The sequence below is a fragment of the Psychrobacillus soli genome, from assembly GCF_006861775.1.
Classification (GTDB): domain Bacteria; phylum Bacillota; class Bacilli; order Bacillales_A; family Planococcaceae; genus Psychrobacillus; species Psychrobacillus soli.
Map to the genome: position 1 here is coordinate 33,145 of NZ_VDGG01000010.1, position 17,382 is coordinate 50,526.

General features: G+C 37.1%; 15 protein-coding genes and 5 tRNA genes. 11 read left to right on the forward strand and 9 right to left on the reverse strand.

Annotated features, from left to right (window positions below; translation table 11 throughout):
• Positions 1-125 precede the first annotated feature (125 nt).
• Positions 126-1,118, reverse strand: coding sequence for a LacI family DNA-binding transcriptional regulator (locus tag FG383_RS06135; protein ID WP_142606017.1), 993 nt, complete (start codon positions 1,116-1,118; stop codon positions 126-128).
• A gap of 114 nt (positions 1,119-1,232) precedes the next feature.
• On the opposite strand from FG383_RS06135, the gene FG383_RS06140 reads away from it, so the two are divergent.
• Positions 1,233-1,997, forward strand: coding sequence for an NRDE family protein (locus FG383_RS06140; RefSeq protein ID WP_142606019.1), 765 nt, complete (start codon positions 1,233-1,235; stop codon positions 1,995-1,997).
• Positions 1,998-2,072: 75 nt separating this feature from the next.
• Here the strand turns inward: FG383_RS06140 and FG383_RS06145 are convergent.
• The 6 genes from FG383_RS06145 to FG383_RS06170 all read right to left on the reverse strand — a co-directional run bounded on the left by FG383_RS06145 (position 2,073) and on the right by FG383_RS06170 (position 3,368).
• A tRNA-Gly gene (locus FG383_RS06145) sits at positions 2,073-2,146 on the reverse strand.
• A gap of 6 nt (positions 2,147-2,152) precedes the next feature.
• Positions 2,153-2,228, reverse strand: a tRNA-Phe gene (locus FG383_RS06150).
• A 41-nt stretch (positions 2,229-2,269) separates the two neighbouring features.
• Positions 2,270-2,345 (reverse strand) — tRNA-Asp (locus FG383_RS06155).
• Positions 2,346-2,348: 3 nt separating this feature from the next.
• A tRNA-Met gene (locus tag FG383_RS06160) sits at positions 2,349-2,425 on the reverse strand.
• 35 nt (positions 2,426-2,460) lie between these two features.
• A tRNA-Ser gene (locus FG383_RS06165) sits at positions 2,461-2,553 on the reverse strand.
• Positions 2,554-2,726: 173 nt separating this feature from the next.
• Positions 2,727-3,368, reverse strand: a complete 642-nt coding sequence (locus FG383_RS06170) for a hypothetical protein (RefSeq protein ID WP_142606021.1) — start codon at positions 3,366-3,368, stop codon at positions 2,727-2,729.
• 172 nt (positions 3,369-3,540) lie between these two features.
• Between FG383_RS06170 and tlp the strand changes: the two genes are divergently transcribed.
• From tlp to FG383_RS06185, 3 genes are all read left to right on the forward strand, one after another.
• Positions 3,541-3,777 carry a small acid-soluble spore protein Tlp gene (gene tlp / locus FG383_RS06175; RefSeq protein WP_142606023.1) on the forward strand — a complete coding sequence of 79 codons (237 nt, stop codon included), beginning with the start codon at positions 3,541-3,543 and terminating at the stop codon, positions 3,775-3,777.
• Positions 3,778-3,898: 121 nt separating this feature from the next.
• Entirely contained in the window at positions 3,899-5,437 is a 1,539-nt protein-coding gene (locus FG383_RS06180; RefSeq protein WP_142606131.1) for a DEAD/DEAH box helicase, read from the forward strand.
• 11 nt (positions 5,438-5,448) lie between these two features.
• Complete coding sequence (locus FG383_RS06185) at positions 5,449-6,231, forward strand: YqhG family protein (protein WP_142606025.1); 783 nt, start codon at positions 5,449-5,451, stop codon at positions 6,229-6,231.
• Positions 6,232-6,289: 58 nt separating this feature from the next.
• Here FG383_RS06185 and FG383_RS06190 read toward each other — a convergent pair whose 3' ends face one another.
• Positions 6,290-6,841: a GbsR/MarR family transcriptional regulator gene (locus FG383_RS06190; protein ID WP_142606027.1), complete on the reverse strand. Its 552-nt coding sequence runs from the start codon at positions 6,839-6,841 to the stop codon at positions 6,290-6,292.
• Between the two features lie 216 nt (positions 6,842-7,057).
• On the opposite strand from FG383_RS06190, the gene FG383_RS06195 reads away from it, so the two are divergent.
• From FG383_RS06195 to FG383_RS06205, 3 genes are read left to right on the forward strand one after another with little or no spacing between them, the layout of a single operon-like run.
• Complete coding sequence (locus FG383_RS06195) at positions 7,058-8,311, forward strand: quaternary amine ABC transporter ATP-binding protein (protein ID WP_142606029.1); 1,254 nt, start codon at positions 7,058-7,060, stop codon at positions 8,309-8,311.
• A 1-nt stretch (position 8,312) separates the two neighbouring features.
• Complete coding sequence (locus FG383_RS06200) at positions 8,313-9,170, forward strand: ABC transporter permease (protein WP_142606031.1); 858 nt, start codon at positions 8,313-8,315, stop codon at positions 9,168-9,170.
• A complete protein-coding gene (locus FG383_RS06205) occupies positions 9,167-10,063 on the forward strand; it encodes a glycine betaine ABC transporter substrate-binding protein (RefSeq protein ID WP_142606033.1) in 897 nt (298 codons plus the stop codon). Before FG383_RS06200 ends, FG383_RS06205 begins: the two co-directional genes overlap by 4 nt.
• A gap of 486 nt (positions 10,064-10,549) precedes the next feature.
• Here the strand turns inward: FG383_RS06205 and FG383_RS06210 are convergent, their stop codons facing one another.
• Complete coding sequence (locus FG383_RS06210) at positions 10,550-11,902, reverse strand: uracil-xanthine permease family protein (RefSeq protein ID WP_142606034.1); 1,353 nt, start codon at positions 11,900-11,902, stop codon at positions 10,550-10,552.
• A gap of 327 nt (positions 11,903-12,229) precedes the next feature.
• Here FG383_RS06210 and FG383_RS06215 point away from each other — a divergent pair, with 327 nt between their 5' ends.
• The 4 genes from FG383_RS06215 to FG383_RS06230 all read left to right on the forward strand — a co-directional run bounded on the left by FG383_RS06215 (position 12,230) and on the right by FG383_RS06230 (position 17,381).
• Positions 12,230-13,435, forward strand: a complete 1,206-nt coding sequence (locus FG383_RS06215; RefSeq protein ID WP_142606036.1) for an EAL domain-containing protein — start codon at positions 12,230-12,232, stop codon at positions 13,433-13,435.
• A 374-nt stretch (positions 13,436-13,809) separates the two neighbouring features.
• The gene (locus FG383_RS06220) at positions 13,810-14,583 is read left to right on the forward strand and encodes an ABC transporter ATP-binding protein (protein ID WP_142606038.1); all 774 of its coding nucleotides are present in this window, start codon (positions 13,810-13,812) and stop codon (positions 14,581-14,583) included.
• A 15-nt stretch (positions 14,584-14,598) separates the two neighbouring features.
• Positions 14,599-16,494, forward strand: a complete 1,896-nt coding sequence (locus FG383_RS06225; protein ID WP_142606040.1) for an AMP-dependent synthetase/ligase — start codon at positions 14,599-14,601, stop codon at positions 16,492-16,494.
• 2 nt (positions 16,495-16,496) lie between these two features.
• Positions 16,497-17,381, forward strand: coding sequence for a branched-chain amino acid ABC transporter permease (locus FG383_RS06230; protein WP_142606042.1), 885 nt, complete (start codon positions 16,497-16,499; stop codon positions 17,379-17,381).
• Position 17,382 lies beyond the last annotated feature (1 nt).

Consider the following 17,382-nt stretch of genomic DNA (forward strand, 5'->3'; position numbering starts at 1 on the left):
AATGAATATATAAAGTTATATCGCTAGATGAATACGTAACCATTTCCTCGGAAAAAATATTACTCAAAATGGTTACGTATTCATTTTTGGTAAAAAATTTAAAACAAACCTTTGAAAAGTTTGTTTTAAATTTTCTGCGTCGTACTTCTATGAAACACTTTAACAGATTCGGTGATTTGTATGCAACTATTTTTTTTATTTTCAATCATTTCAATTAACTCACGGATAGCCAGATAACCAAGATTTTGTTCGGAAATGCTACCGACCGTAGTAAGTTGGATTGAACCATGGCTACTTAAATCAACATTATCAATGCCAATAATACTAATATCTTCTGGGACAGTATAATTTTCTTGAATAGCGACGTCTATTAAAAATAAAGCAAGAGAATCTGCACCCGCACAAATAGCGGTAGGACGGTGTTCCAGTTGCATCAATTTATGAAAAGCATGTGTAATAGCTTGCTTAGATGCGTCCGTATTAATGATATATTGTTCAGGTAACGATAATTTGTGATCTTTTATTGCTTGAAGAAATCCAAGATAACGGTTGTTGAACGTGCTAACAGTCAATGTTCCACCAACCCATGCGATAGCTGTATGACCTTGTTCAATCATATGTTTTGCTGCTAAATAACCGGCTTCGAAATTGTCTATTTCTACAAAATACTCATTATTTTTGTGTTTTCTATTATATGTAATAAAAGGAATATTCATCCGAGTAAGCTTTTCGAATATCGGATCATCTAATAATATACAAGATAATATAACGCCGTCTACTTTATGTTCAATGGCAGTGGCGTATGCTTCATTTAACTTTTGATCATTCACGAATTGTACATTAACACGATAACCCATTTCATTGGCATAGTGAACTATGGCAGAAGTCGTGTCAACAAAAAATGGATTATGAAGTGGTCCTGATAAAAGAGCAATGGTCTCGGTTTTATTTTGTACGAGAGAGCGTGCATGACCATTTGGGACATAGTTTAAATCATGGATTGCTTTCATCACTTTATCAAAGGTAGGTTTTTTTACAAATTCCGGAGAATTTAGTACACGTGAAACCGTCGTTTGTGAGACGCCTGCGTGTTTTGCTACGTCTTTGGATGATACCAAAATAATCCCTCCTTATGTATGAAGTAATGTATAGTGATAACTATATAAGGAATCAGATAAGATGACTACTAAAATTTATAATATATAAGATGAACGAGGAAGAGAGGATTACAAATGTGTTTAATAAATTTTCAATTTCATGCACACCCAAACTATAAGTTGATCGTAGTAGCAAATCGTGATGAGTTTTATGATAGGAAAACAGAGCCTGCACAATTTTGGCAAGATGCTCCGAATTTGTTGGCTGGTCGAGATTTAGTAGGATTAGGAACTTGGCTAGGTATTACAAAAGAAGGGAAATTTGCGGCATTAACGAACTATCGCAATCCATCCGAAGTAAGTATTGGGAAGATTTCTCGTGGTGAAATCGTACAAAATTTTTTGGTTGGTAGTTTTTCATCTGAAGAATATCTTCAATTTTTAGATAGGGACAAAGAAAAGTACAATGGTTTCAACTTGATTTTAGGTAATCCAGAAAAACTACATTATTATAATAATATCGAGGGAGAAATTAGAGAGATTGATCCTGGAACACATGGATTAAGCAATAAATTTTTGAATACATCGTGGCCAAAGGTAGTTAAGGGCAGAGAGGGTTTGAAAACATATAGTTCAAGTAAAAAGGAGCTAGATTTAGAAGAACTATTTGCAATCATGACGGATGCAGAAGTTGCTATAGATGAGGATCTACCAAATACAGGGGTAGGTATGGAACTCGAGCGAAATTTATCACCGTTATTTATCAAAATGTCTAATTACGGTACTCGTTGCTCCACTGTTATACTGGTGGATCATACTGATCGAGTAACTTTTACAGAACGTACATACGTGAATGGAGAATTTGCGAGTGATAAACGTTTTACTTTTCAACTCGTGTAAATTAATACTGATTAATGGCAAAAAAAAATAACCGTTCTAAAGTGAAATACTTAGAAGGGTTAACAATTATAATATTGGAGCGGGTGAAGAGAATCGAACTCTCATCATCAGCTTGGAAGGCTGAGGTTTTACCACTAAACTACACCCGCATTATATGGTGGCTCAGGACGGAATCGAACCGCCGACACAAGGATTTTCAGTCCTTTGCTCTACCGACTGAGCTACTGAGCCACTACAGTTTGCACTAAACAGCGCATCACAAATCAAAAAAATGGCGGTCCCGACCGGGATCGAACCGGCGATCTCCTGCGTGACAGGCAGGCATGTTAACCGCTACACCACGGGACCATTTGGTTGCGGGGACAGGATTTGAACCTGTGACCTTCGGGTTATGAGCCCGACGAGCTACCGAACTGCTCCACCCCGCGACAATAATATAGGTAATGATTTAAAAAAGTAAAAATGGAGGAGGAAGAGGGATTCGAACCCCCGCGCGGTATGACCCGCCTGTCGGTTTTCAAGACCGATCCCTTCAGCCAGACTTGGGTATTCCTCCGTGATACTAATAATGTTTACTGATACTTATTAGCGACATGTTTTATTATATATTGTTTTTATAATAAATGCAACGTTTTTTTATAAAATAAAAATGAGGAGTTTATTTGTTTTAATTTGCCAAATAAATTATATCGTTAAAAAAGCATCTCTACCCAGAGATGCCATCTTAATCTACTCATTTATAATTTCCTCAAAGCCTACCATATTATCCAGATGGCTGGCGATCATAGCGATTATTGTACTTGCCTCTTCTTTTTTAAAGCTAAAGTTACTTTCGTCTTCGAAGAACTCGGAATCTTCCGTCCAGATACGGTTAACTCTTCGTAAAACGCCATCTCCATTAGCGCTATCAATGCCAAATTGATAAGTTACTTCAATCTTATCCTCAATTTGGAAAGCAGTAACTTCCGGAGTTTCCCACTCCACGTCAATTTCTTCAAGCGTAATTTCACCATCTAGCACTTCATATTCCTCTTCTAAATCATAATAATCGCCGTCATCCTCTTCCATAAATTCATGAAAGCTTTCATGAACAGCCTCTATTATATCCGTAATGTCATCTAACATAATTCTAATAGGTTGTTGGAGTATTGGATCAAAACTTTCTTCGTAAAATTCTTCATTATGAGGGTCGAAAAGCAGTGTAAAGAAATATTCTCTTTCATCTTTATCAGTTTCGACAAAAAATTCAATTCGTGGATGTTTGGAAGCCTGGTTTATACTCATATGTCCACTTTTGTCATATTCCTCACAAATGGATTCCAATTGTTCTTGAAGCTCACTAGCTACTCTGTTAAACCATTCCATCGACATGTCATCTCCGCCTCTTTTCTAGTATTTTTCCTCTTCTATCTTCTCCTAAATTGTTCATTTAATTCATGTTATTTTAACCATTTTTTTGTATTAATGATTATACTGAATAGTTTTAGTTTAGGTGGGCACGATAATTCCGGTATGACCTTATTGGAAAAAAGGAGGAACTAAAATGAGCAAAAATACACCAAAGCCAGATGATCGTTCAGATAATGTAGAAAAGCTTCAAGATATGGTGAAGAATACAAAGGACAATATGGAAGCAGCTGAAGAATTAATGGCTTATACCAATGGTAGCGAAAAAGAGGCAATCAAACAGAAAAATGAACGCCGTGAAGAGAGTCTTGAAGGCTTCCGAAAAGAAATTCTCGATGAAGAGAATGCACGAAAGAACGGTTATTCATCATAATTAGTAAAAAGATGGGGAAGAATTCTCCATCTTTTTTTAATTCCTTAACTTATTTCATTTATATGAACATATGTACTTCTTTTTTGGACAACATAAGAAGACAAAAAAGTTGTCTGAGGTGATGTTCATGATAATTGAAAGATCGTCTGATTGGAAAGAAGGTTTCATAAACAAATTAGAAAATCAGGAACCATGGGATAATTGGACATTATACAATATGAGTTACGAAGTAGTAAAAGCAAACCTTATTGAGGAATTTTCTGGTCTGCAATCACCTAAATACTTACCAAACCTAACACCTTTAGCTCATCAATTAGAAGTAGCTGAAACGGTCATCTCTAGGATGAATGGTAAAGCAATTCTTGCGGATGAAGTTGGTCTCGGTAAAACGATAGAGGCGGGTTTGATATTGAAAGAATACCTCATCCGTGGGCTTGTGAAAAAAGTATTAATTTTGGCACCAGCCTCTTTGATCAATCAATGGGTTGAAGAATTGCACTACAAGTTTTACATTCCCGCGATTGCTTTCAAAAAAAATACCCCAATCGATTACTACGATGTAGTTGTCATGAGTATGGATACAGCCAAAAAAAGCCCACATAAAGAACTTATATATGCACAAAATTATGACATGATTATTATTGACGAAGCACATAAACTTAAAAACCATAAAACGAAAATTTACGAGTTTGTTCAAGGTTTGAAGAAAAAGTTTTGTTTGTTGTTAACGGCTACACCTGTTCAAAATAATGTGTTTGAACTATTTTATCTCATTTCTTTGCTTAAACCAGGACATCTCGGTAATTACGAAACGTTTCAATCCTCATTTTCCGCTAGTAAACATAGTCTAGAACATGATGAATACTTAAGAGAATTGGTCAATCAAGTAATGGTAAGAAACAGAAGAGAAGAGACTGGTATTGAATGGACAAGTCGTCGTGTTCAAACAATTCCAATCGAGTTTACAAAGGAAGAAAGAGAAGTTTATGAGTTAATATTGGAGCTGAAAAATGTCTCCTCTGTTTTTTCAGGTGCATTTTCGATGATTACTTTGCAAAAGGAAATGTGTAGCAGTAAAGAAGCAACCTATTTGACGTTAACTAAAATGCGTCAAAACTGTACCACGCAAGCAGAAATTGACTTCGTTGACGGCATTATTCAAAAACTAATGGCATTGGAAACGAATTCAAAAGCGGAAAAAGCGTATGAGATTATTTCCGAAGCAAACGATAAGGTCATTATCTTTACAGAATATAAAGCTAGCCAAGTTTACTTGCAATGGTATTTAAATTCTAAAGGTATCACAAGTGTACCTTTCAACGGGCAGTTTAATAAGAGCAAAAGAGAATATATGAAGCATCTTTTTAAAGAAAAATTTCAAGTGCTAATCGCAACCGAGTCCGGTGGTGAAGGGATTAACCTCCAATTTTGTCATCACGTCATAAATTATGATTTACCTTGGAATCCAATGAAGCTAGAGCAGCGAATTGGACGCGTCCATCGATTAGGACAAGAACATGACGTTCATATTTACAATTTAGCGATCGAAAATACGATTGAAAAAGATATATTGGAATTACTTTACGTTAAATTAGATGTCTTTGAAAAAGTAGTAGGGGAGCTGGACGATATTTTATCAACTTTAAAAAAAACAATTTGAGGAGGATCAATATGTATCCACATCAAGTTCACGATTACTTACAAAAATTTTTTAAAGAAAATAATTGTGAAATAGTACATGGTAATGAGCACTACATGACGGTTCAATTAACAGTTGATATGGATAAAAAAATTATGAATCGCCCTTTTCATTGGCAGTATATTGAAAATACAAATGGAATACCAGATCCTGTTCAATTAACTTTAATCACTGATCAAACCAAACTTAGTAAGAATATGAAAGGAGAAGTGGTGCATTTCGGTTCTCCTAGACTAAATCAGCTCTTTCAAACAACGAACAAGCTTGGTGCCTATGTACAAATGTATGAACGTGTATCAAACAATTTGGAAACGAGACCTATTTTAACTCCGTGGCTAGGAGTGAATTATAAAGTATCGTATTATTGTGACCGAACGAAAGAAATGCTCTATTCATTAGGCATTAATTTAATGACTGGCGAGGTTATAAATAGTTTCCAGGAATCGTTAGTGACGAAAGAATTGGATGCACAAAAGTCAGAAAGGGCATTTTTATTACCATATATTATCAAGCCTCTTCGTGCGCTAGATAGGTTAGATGCTGTAATTGAAAATATAATCCAACAGGAAGATCACGCATGGGCGGAAGAAGCAAAAAGTAGATGGCAAAAGGATCAAGCCATATTAGAACACTTTTACGAAGGAGTAGAAGACAAGCCGGAATGTTATGAGATGGAGAAAAGAGCAATGGAAGAACAATACGAAGCGAGGATTAAAATTGACGTAGTAAATGGTGGATTATTTTACATGAAATGAAAAAAGGTACTGCTAAGGGATTTCCCGTTAAGCAGTACCTTTTTTCGGTTGATCAGTCTTATGAATCGCTTTCTGAATCGTTCATGATTGGGACGAGATCGAAAATCTTTTGGTCTTCAAAGACATCTACCAAACGTTCGAGCCACTCATAATAATTTTTAATGTATTTTAGTTTTTCGATATCGATTTGGACTTCTTTTTGTAATTCCTCACTAGCTGTCGGATCTATTGATAATTGCTCGAGTTCAGCTAATGATTTTTTTATCGCAACTAGATGAAGTGTAACGGATCTCCGCCATTTGATCGAAAACAGATCAATAAAGCTTTGGTACCAATCATCTGTTACTTTATATAAATCCTTTCGAACTCCTTTTTTCCAAGCGCGTTCGACTAATTTTAAATCAGACAAAGCTCTAACGGAAGTACTCATGCTTGTTTTACTCATCCCAAGCTTTTCCGTCATGTCATCTAATGTTAATGGTTCATTTTGAAAAAACATCATTCCGTACTGTCTACCTGCAGAAGGTACCAAACCGTACAGATGTATATTTTGTGCAATTGTCTCGATAATGCGTTCTCGTGCTTTTTCGAGTTTTTCATGACCTTCCATTTCCGTCTTCCCTCCACTGAAATCAGCTTCTCTTCACTAAACTAGCCGACTTTATTAAATGTATTATATCCTTCGTTAAAAAGCAATTTTTTTCTTTATAGTTTGTACGGTTTTTACTGTACAAACTATAATAAAAGTTATTACGGTTGTTTTGCAAACATATTACATATATAATAATTAGGTGTTCATTTAATATGAGCAGTTAGGAGTGTGTATATGAACGAACAAAGTATCAAGAAAAAAATCGTAGTAAAAGATACTACGAAAGTTTTCGGAAAGAACGTGAAGCGAGCAGTACAGCTTCTAAAAGAAGGAAAATCGAAAAGTGACATTTTAAAAGCAACTGGCGCAACAGTAGGTGTTAAAAATGTAACTTTTGATGTGAATGATGGGGAAATTTTTGTCATCATGGGACTGTCAGGAAGTGGGAAATCCACTTTGGTTAGGATGTTAAATCGTTTAATCGATCCGACGGTGGGGCAGATTTTGCTAGATGGTGAAGACATTGTGCAGATGAGTAAAGAGCAGCTACGCGAAGTGAGACGAAAAAAAATAGGTATGGTTTTTCAAAATTTTGCTCTTTTTCCACATAAGACAATTGTTGAAAATACCGAATATGGTTTGGAAATCCAAGGAGTACCAAAAGATCAGCGCCGAATAAAAGCGATCGAATCTTTAAAACTTGTTGGTCTTGCTGGATATGAAGATCAATACCCGAACCAACTGAGCGGTGGAATGCAACAACGCGTGGGACTTGCAAGAGCACTAGCCAATGATCCAGATATACTACTAATGGATGAAGCTTTCAGTGCACTAGATCCCCTTATTCGGAAAGATATGCAAAATGAACTCTTACAGCTTCATAGTGATATGGGAAAAACATTTATTTTTATCACCCATGACTTAGATGAAGCTCTTCGAATTGGAGATCGCATCGCATTGATGAAGGACGGAGAAATTGTTCAAATTGGAACGCCAGAAGAGATATTAATGAGTCCTTCCAATGAATACGTAGAACGTTTCGTCGAGGATGTGGACTTAGCAAAAGTATTAACGGCAAGACATATTATGAAAAAAGCAGATACGATACAAGTGGACAGAGGACCTCGCGTTGCCCTTCGTTTAATGAAACAACTCGGAATTTCTTCTATATACGTTGTAGATAAAAGTAATCGTTTAATGGGAGCAGTAACTGCCCAAGATGCAGTAGCAGCTTCAGAAACAGATAAGTCACTAGAAGATGTCATAATTTCTAATCTACCGATGATTACACCAGATACTGTGTTGACTGAGCTTTTTGATGTTGTATCCACTGCATCCATTCCGGTAGCAGTTATTAGTGAAGATCAAAAATTACTTGGAATTATTATTCGCGGTGTACTGATTGGTGCGTTATCGGGTGACAACCAGTTTATTAATAATGATGGAATAATTGAACCAGCTGACCAAACGAATTCGGAGGTGGTATAAGATGAATGAATTATTACCAAGACTTCCGTTTGCAGATTGGATTGATAGTGGTGTCGATTGGCTCGTTTCTACATTCGGTTCCGTATTGGACGGTATTGCGGATGTATTAGGAGGGGTTGTGGAAGGAGCGGTAACCGTTCTAGATATGGTCCCATCGATTTTACTTGCGATTATCTTCGCATTACTCGCTTATTTTATTTCCACGCGAAAAATTGCCTTGTTTACGTTAGTTGGGCTTTTATTCATTGATTATTTAGGTTATTGGTATCCAATGCTTCAAATGTTAGCCCTCGTATTGACTTCGGTCTTTTTGGCCGTCGTAATCGGTATTCCGATTGGTATTTGGGGCTCGCAAAAAGCGAGTGTTCGTAAGGTAGTAAATCCGCTACTAGACTTGATGCAAACAATGCCTGCATTTGTTTACTTAATACCTGCAATCTTCTTCTTTAATATTGGAGTAGTTCCAGGAGTGGTAGCTTCGGTCATTTTTGCAATGCCTCCGACGATTCGATTAACTATGTTAGGAATTGAGCAGGTACCAAAGGATTTAATAGAAGCGACAGAAGCATTCGGTTCTACGACTGGGCAACGATTATTGAAAATACAAATTCCACTCGCTAAACCAACGATTATGGCTGGTGTCAATCAAAGCATCATGCTTGCCTTGTCCATGGTTGTTATTGCATCTATGGTTGGTGCACCAGGACTCGGAGAAGAAGTTTACCGATCTGTGACACAGTTGAAAACCGGTGTAGGTGTTGAAACTGGGGTTTCTATCGTTATTGTTGCCATCATTTTAGATCGTATTACACAACAAGCAGGAACAAGAAAGAAAAAAATAGGGGGAAAATTATCATGAATTTAGCTAAAAAGATTACAGGTTTAGGAGCAATCGCTCTACTATCCATCGGTCTTGCTGCATGTGGGTCAGATGAGGATGCAGGTACCGCAGGAGCAGGTTCCGTGGGAGAGTCAGTCAAATATAAAATTACTGGAATAGATCCAGGTGCCGGGATTATGGAAGCAACTGAACGTGCTATAACTGATTATGAATTAGACAAATGGGATTTAGTTTCTGGTTCTGGTGCAGCTATGACTGCTGCTTTGAAAAAGGCGTATGATGCAGAGAAACCTATCATTATTACAGGTTGGACGCCACACTGGAAATTTGCAAAGTACGATTTGAAATATCTTGAAGATCCAAAAGGTTCGTATGGTGGAGAAGAAGAAATTCATACAATCGGTCGAACTGGCTTACAAGAAGATTTACCTGAAGCTCACCAAATCTTATCCAACTTCAGCTGGTCAGAAGAGGAGATGGGTGAAATTATGATTGCCATCCAAGAAGGTGAAAAACCTGAAGTTGCTGCGCAAAACTGGGTAGATGCAAATGCAGATAAAATTGCCTTATGGACAGATGGTGTTGAAAAGGTTGATGGTGATGAAATCAAGCTTGCATATGTCGCATGGGATAGCGAGATCGCTAGCACAAATGTGATGAAAATTGTGTTAGAAGATATGGGCTATAAAGTAACAACAGTACAAGTAGAAGCAGGCCCTATGTGGACTGCAGTTGCTGATGGTAGTGCAGATGCATCTCTAGCAGCATGGTTACCATTAACGCACGCAACGTATTCAGAGAAATTTGATGGGAAATTTGAGGATCTTGGTGTTAGTATGACTGGTGTAAAAATCGGTTTAGTTGTCCCTGCTTATATGGACATTACATCTATTGAAGATTTACAAGAATAAAAAGTATATAGAAAAGCTCATCATTCGTAACGGATGATGAGCTTTTTTTGAATTAAAGGCAGTATGGGGATACAGTGTCGTAGTGAGCTCTATAAAGAGCCCGCTATATTTCCGCCGGGCGAGTGACGAGCCGCTACGTCGCTAACGCTCTTGCAGGGTCTCACACCGACATGCAAAATTCCAAAGTTATGTAGTTATTAATTAATAAATTCCAAAGAATGGCTAAGGGAAATCAAAAAGCTATTGAAAGCAACTAATTTCAGTATGAAAGCAACTAAAATCAGCAGAAGAGCAACTAAATTGCCGATGAAAGCAACTAATTTCTTACAATAGCAAGTTTACTTGGATTGAGACGACCATGATTTGGACCCATTATAGGAATAATAGGTCGAAGAGCCCGCCGAACACGCCTGGTCGGCATCTACTCGACTAGTTTGTCGTTTCCATTTGCTAGATCGGACCAGAGACTGGCACTTTGGTCTTTTTTTACTTTACACTCGGTAATAATTTATTCAATATAATTGCAACGATGGCAGCAGTTGCAACGGGTGAGTTAAATAAATATTGTAATGTAGTAGGTAAAGCGTATAAGAAATCATCAGGAATGAATGTTAAAGCTAATGTCAAAATCATTGGCACAGCGATGACATACATTTCTTTTTCACCGATACGCTCATTTTTCATCACTTTCATTCCACTAATAGCAATCACACCACAAATGATGACGAAAACGCCACCGATTACGGCAGATGGAATAGACGATATTAGAGCCGATAATTTACTTGAAAAACCAAATAATACAAACCAGACACCAGCTACAATAAAAACAATTCGGCTAGCAACACCGGTAATTGAAATGATTCCTGCATTCGTTGAATAACCAGTTACAGGAGTCGTACCCAATAACGAAGCTACTAGACAGCCAATCCCCTCACCGATAACTCCACGATTAATGTTTTGATCGGTTAATGGTTTGTCTATTACATTACTTACCGCAAACCACGTGCCAGTTGTTTCTGCCATTAACACAACGTAAATAATAATCATTGTTATGATCGCAGATGGGTTAAAAGAAAAACTAAAATCGATAAAAGGAATTTGGGGAAGACTAAACCATTTTGCTTCTGCAACAGCAGATAAGTCCAATACTCCCATAAAACTAGCCGCCATACACCCGACGATTAGCGATATAATAACCGAAGCAATACGGAAAATGCGACCATTATTTTGAAACAAAGAACCTAGCATCACACATAGAATAAGCATAGTACCTGAGATAAGTGCTAAATACACGTTTTGGGTAACAGTAGCACCAACAGCATTATAAATATTATCATTTAAGGCAACAGGCATTAAGGACAGACCGACTACAAAAATGATGGTACCCCCAACAATTGGAGGTACAAAAGATTTAATCAATTTATGGAAGATGCCAGTAAATCCTAAAATAATTACTAGAATAGCGGCAATTAAGCTAGCACCTAAAACCGTACTCCATCCATTTATTCCACCACCACTAGCAGCGTATATACCTACGATAGCCCCGATTGGAATAAAAGAAGGCCCTTGAGCAACAGGTAGTTTCATACAGAAATAGGTTTGTATAATTGTTGCAATCCCAGCAGCTATAAAGGTAGATTGTATTAAAGCTGTTGATTGACCAGCCTGTAGAGAAATCAGCATGGCGATAATAAAGGGAACTACGTATACGTCCATAGCTAATACATGTTGTAAACCGAGTAAAATAGACTGCCCGCGTGAGACTTTTTCGTCGGGTCCAACCGTTAAGTGTTGATGGTTACTTTTTTCTTCCGTTTGTTTATTTATTGGTACTACCATTTTGGGTGAACACTCCTAAACGTTCGTATTTATTTAATATATTTGATATTATAGAGTAATATATAACGATTATCTACACTAAAAGCGAACTATTTTTATTTTATAAAAAAGAAAGTTTGTGTTTTTGGGTGGTTGCAAAATGTTCGGAATCAAATTTTATGATTACAATCATGATTTCAATGGAATTTTAGTTCAACTATTCATTCGTTTGAAGTATGGTCATAATTTGTAAATGAAATTACATACAATTCGATTGCAAGTTGCATTTCATTGGAATACCATGAAAAGAAGGAAAAAGTCGTTTGAAGTTTTAAGGGGGTTACGAAAATGGATGCAATAGAAGTACTAACGAATTTAGATAAATTAAAAGTGTGTTTTCAGCCGATTTTTAGTGCGGATGAGCATATAGTTGTTGCATATGAAATCTCTGGTAAGCTTATTGTCGACGATAACCAGGTGAATTTGAATTCATTTGCCTACGATGAGGATATTCCAGAAGAGTATCGAGTGGAAGTGACACATAAAATTTGGAGTCTTGGCCTTTCTCAATTAGCGATGGAAGCAAAAGATTTCGATATTTATTTACCGTGCAATGCCAATTTGCTCGTACTAGACTATGGGGAAAGTTATTTTGATATCATTAAACAGTATATTTCAGAAGATAAGTTAGAGCGAATCGTTGTTGTCGTTTCGGAGCATGATTTTAAAGGAGCATTTAAAGAACTAAATAATGTGCTTCGTTATTTCCGGACATACGGGATCAAAATTGCTATAAACCAAGTTGGCTCTGAAAGTCATTTAGATTATATAAATATGTTATCTCCTAACATTTTGAAGTTGAACATAGCAAAGTTGAGTTATGAGTCTTGGGGTGTGGAAAATGATTTGTTCACATCACTTAGTACAATGGCGCGTAGAATTGGTGCAAATATGTTATTTGAAGGCATCGATAGTGTTCATCAGCTTCAATTTGCATGGAAAAATGGTGGACGCTATTATCAAGGAAAATATTTAGCCGATGTACATACAACAACAATTCCACGAGATCAATTAAAAGAGAGTTTCAAAGAAAAATGTCAGCAGTTCATCTCTGCAGAAAAACGTCTTCTGGAAGGAAATTACAATGAGCTAAAAGCGTTGCAGAATATATTAGAGAAATCCGTCCACCGTTTAAAGCCTGTGAGTAATGATGCGGAGCAGCTTCTTGCACTTGCTCATGCACTTGATGATTATTCCTTCCGTCTTTATATTTGCGATGAAGAAGGTTTTCAAACATCTCCTAATATTATGCGAATCGATAACGAATGGCATATACAAAAAGAAGCGATCAATAAAAATTGGAGTTGGCGTCCATACTTTTTGAAAACTATTATTACTATGCGTAATGATCAAAATGGTGTTTTTTCCGACGTGTATAGCGACATTGACACGGGGGAAATGACGCGTACTTTTTCAGTACCAGTTAATGCGAATAGGTATTTGTTCATCGATATTTCCTACGAATACTTATTTAAACGTAATATTTTTAGATAAAATAATAAATTTACATCACGGAATAAATAATTCAAATGCTGAAAGAGAAATGAATGAAGAAGTTCTTGTCGAAAGTTGAATAACCTTAGTAACTCCATTTATGGCTAATCGTCATAGATGGAGTTTTTTTACGTGGAAAAGATCGCATAATACCATTAAATGCTAGTTGAAAAGGGTTATAGTAACTATATTTTTGTGAAAATATTGTAAAATATAAGTTTTATTTCGTGAAAATTCCATGTGCAATTTATTGTAATTATCGACAAAATACTAGTTCTTAAGAATCACAAATTATGTTGACAAAGCTGTTATGCCTGAAGTAATATTCAGAATATATTCAAAAATGGAAAATTGGATTTGAGAGGAGAATCGTAGTGGAACCTATTTTAGAGATAGAAGCCGTGTCTTTACAATTTGGGGGAGTAAAGGCATTAGATGACGTCACCTATCATATAGAAAAAGGGGAGATCTTCTCACTTATTGGCCCTAATGGTGCTGGGAAAACAAGTATGCTCAACTGTATTAGCGGTTTATATCAACCAACTAGCGGTTCCATCCGTTATAAGGGTCAGGAAATAGTTAACAAGAAGCCTTACCATCGGACAACACTTGGGATTGCGCGGGCTTTTCAAAATATTGCACTGTTTGCTCATATGTCTGTACTTGATAATTTGAAGTTAGGTAGACATACATTAATGAACTCAGGTGCAATAAGTGGAGGAATGTATGTTGGTAAAGCGGCTAATGAAGAAATTGAGCATCGCAAAAAAGTAGAAGAAGTCATTGAGTTTCTAGAACTACAAGATATTCGTCATACGCCAGTTGGAACGCTTCCTTACGGATTACAAAAACGAGTGGAAGTAGGTAGAGCGCTGGCATTAGGACCGGAGTTAATATTATTAGATGAACCAATGGCCGGGATGAACAATTCTGAAAAAGATCTAATGGCTCGTTTCATATTAGACATGCATGAGGTGATGGATATAACTGTTGTACTAATCGAGCATGATTTAGGTATTGTCATGAATTTATCCGATCATATTGCAGTTTTAGATTTTGGAAAACGTATTGGATTTGGTACGCCGGAAGAAATACAGAAAAATCCGGATGTAATCCGAGCTTATATTGGAGAAGAAACCGTTATTTAGAAAGGTGGAACAAGCGTGGGGTCAGAAAAAACATTACCTAATCTTTTAGCGGAACGTGCGTCCAAGAACGAACACGAAGTTGCATTAAGACAAAAACATCTAGGGATATGGAACGAAATCACTTGGGGGGACTATTTTCAAAAAGTAGAGCAACTGTCCATTTCACTTACTAAAAAGTTGAATTTCCAAAGCGGGGAAAAACTCGCAATTATAGGGGAAAACCGCCCACAGTGGCTCTATTCTCAAATGGCTACACAAAGTTTAGGTGGTATTTCGGTTGGGATTTATCAAGAATCGCTTCCAGAGCAGCTTATATACTATTTAAATGATTGCCAGGCCCGTATTGTTGTCGTGGAAGATCAGGAACAAGTAGATAAATTGCTAGAAATTGAAAAAGAAATTCCACTTGTCGAACATATCATTTTTTACAATAAACAAGGAATGCGCCATTATAAACATTCGAAGCTAATAGATTTCGAGGATCTATTGGATAATGGGGTCAGTTTAATAGAAGATAATCGTCACTTTTTTCAAGATAAATTGGCGCAAAGGCTTGGAGACGATCATGCAATGATTGCTTATAGCGCAGCAACAACTGGAAAACCAAGGGGGGTATTGCTTACACATGAAAATCTACTAGAAGCCGCCAAAAACCTGGCGATGGTAGACCAAATGGAAAACAAAGATGATTACTTTTCGTTTTTACCACTTTCTTGGATTAACGAGCAAGTGCTAAGTAGCGTTATGCCATTATTAACTGGAATCGTCGTAAACTTTCCAGAAAAGGCGCATACGGTGATCGGTGATTTACGTGAGATAGGACCAAAAATGCTTCTAGCATCGCCAAGGGTTTTTCAAAAGATCATGTCTGATTTTACGATAAGAATGGAAGGGGCAAGTTGGTTTAAGAAAAAGGTCTATCAAACTTTTAAGAAGTACGGAGACAAAATGGCACGAGCGAAGCTAAATAAGCAAACGCTTTCATTTGGAGAGAAGTGCATGTACCAACTTGGTGATTTCCTTGTTTTCAGTGCGATTCGAGATCATCTTGGATTAGCTAGGATAAAAAGGGCTTATATCGCAGGAGCTGCACTTCAAACAGAGGCATTTTATTTTTTTCATAGTATTGGAGTGAATGTAAAACAAACATATGGGGGGACAGAGTTAGCTGGAATCGCATTTGTTCAGCATGATGAGAATATTAAGGTGGAAAGTTCGGGTGTACCTCTACCTGGAACGGAAGTAAGAATTGGGGAAGATGGGGTCATTTACGTAAGAAACTCTTCTATTTCTACACAGTATTTACATGAGGAAGATCGCCAGACAATGACCGATGGATGGACTACTCTCGGGGATTGTGGCCGCTTAGGAACAGATGGGCATCTTTATATGCTCGATCGACAAGAGGATATTATTAAGGATCAAAATGACAAACTTATTTATCCGAGAATAGTAGAAAATACATTGAAAACAAGTCCGTATATCCAAGAGGCTGTCTGTTTCGGTAAGGATATGCCGTATATGACAGCTATTTTGAATATCGACTTGAACAGTGTAGGACGTTGGGCAGATAAAAATCGAATTGTTTATACCGAATACTCCGATTTAGCTAGAAATCCTCAAGTTGTAGAGTTTATCGAACAACAAGTGACAAAGTTAATGGACCAGATACCTTCTTACGCACGAGTAAAAAAATTTACTATTTTACACAAACAGTTTAGTGCGGATGATGGTGAACTTACTCGTACATTAAAAGTAAGAAGGAGTTTCATAGAGGATAAGTATCAAATGCTTATAAATGGTATGTATTCCGAGACTCAAAAAGTAACGATGACTAATTTTGAAAAAGAATCTATTGGGGAGATCAGTTTGCAAGTTATTCAGTTGAACATGAAACAGGGGGTGGCTTAAACATGACTTTTTTTCTACAAATGCTCGTAACAGGAGTGGTTGTCGGTAGTATTTATGGACTGGTTGCATTAGGGTTTGTCTTAATTTATAGAGCTAGCGGTGCATTGAATTTGGCAAATGGAGAATTCGTTATTATTGGACCTTATATCTGTTTAATCTTAATGACTGCTTATAAAATTCCATTCATGTATGCATTACTTATCACACTTGTGTTCAGTGCTGTTCTAGGGCTTGTTGTGGAGAGGTTGGTTATTAGACCTATACAGAATGCACCGGTTGTATCCGTCATTATGGCCACCATAGGATTGTCGAGCCTGCTCGGTGGAGCGGTGCATATGATCTGGGGTCACAAGACACGTACATTTCCACCGGTTTTTCCACAAACCCCAATAAATATTGCGGGAGTGATCATCACTCCTGTTTATCTTTGGTCATTTGTCGTGGTTGTTGTGCTACTGGTCATTTTTTCTCTGTTCTTCAAGTTTTCTAAAATGGGGAATGCGATGAGAGCGGTTGCCGATGATCGTCAAGCGGCACTATCAATGGGGATGAGTGTGAAATACGTCTATGCTGCAACTTGGATGATTGCTGCAGTTGTAGCTGCTGTTGGGGGAGTACTTCTAGGGAACATAAATGGTCTAAGCCCTACTATGTCCGCTATAGGTTTAACCGTTTTACCAGTCGTTATTTTAGGAGGCCTGGATAGTGTTTTAGGAGCAATTATTGGAGGATTTATCATTGGGATCGTTCAAAACTTAGCTGGAGGTTATTTGGACCCGCTTGTAGGAGGGGGGCTAAAAGATGTTGTCCCTTTTATCATTGTTCTCCTTATTTTGATGTTAAAACCACATGGCTTATTTGGTAGTCGAAGAATTGAGAGGGTGTGAT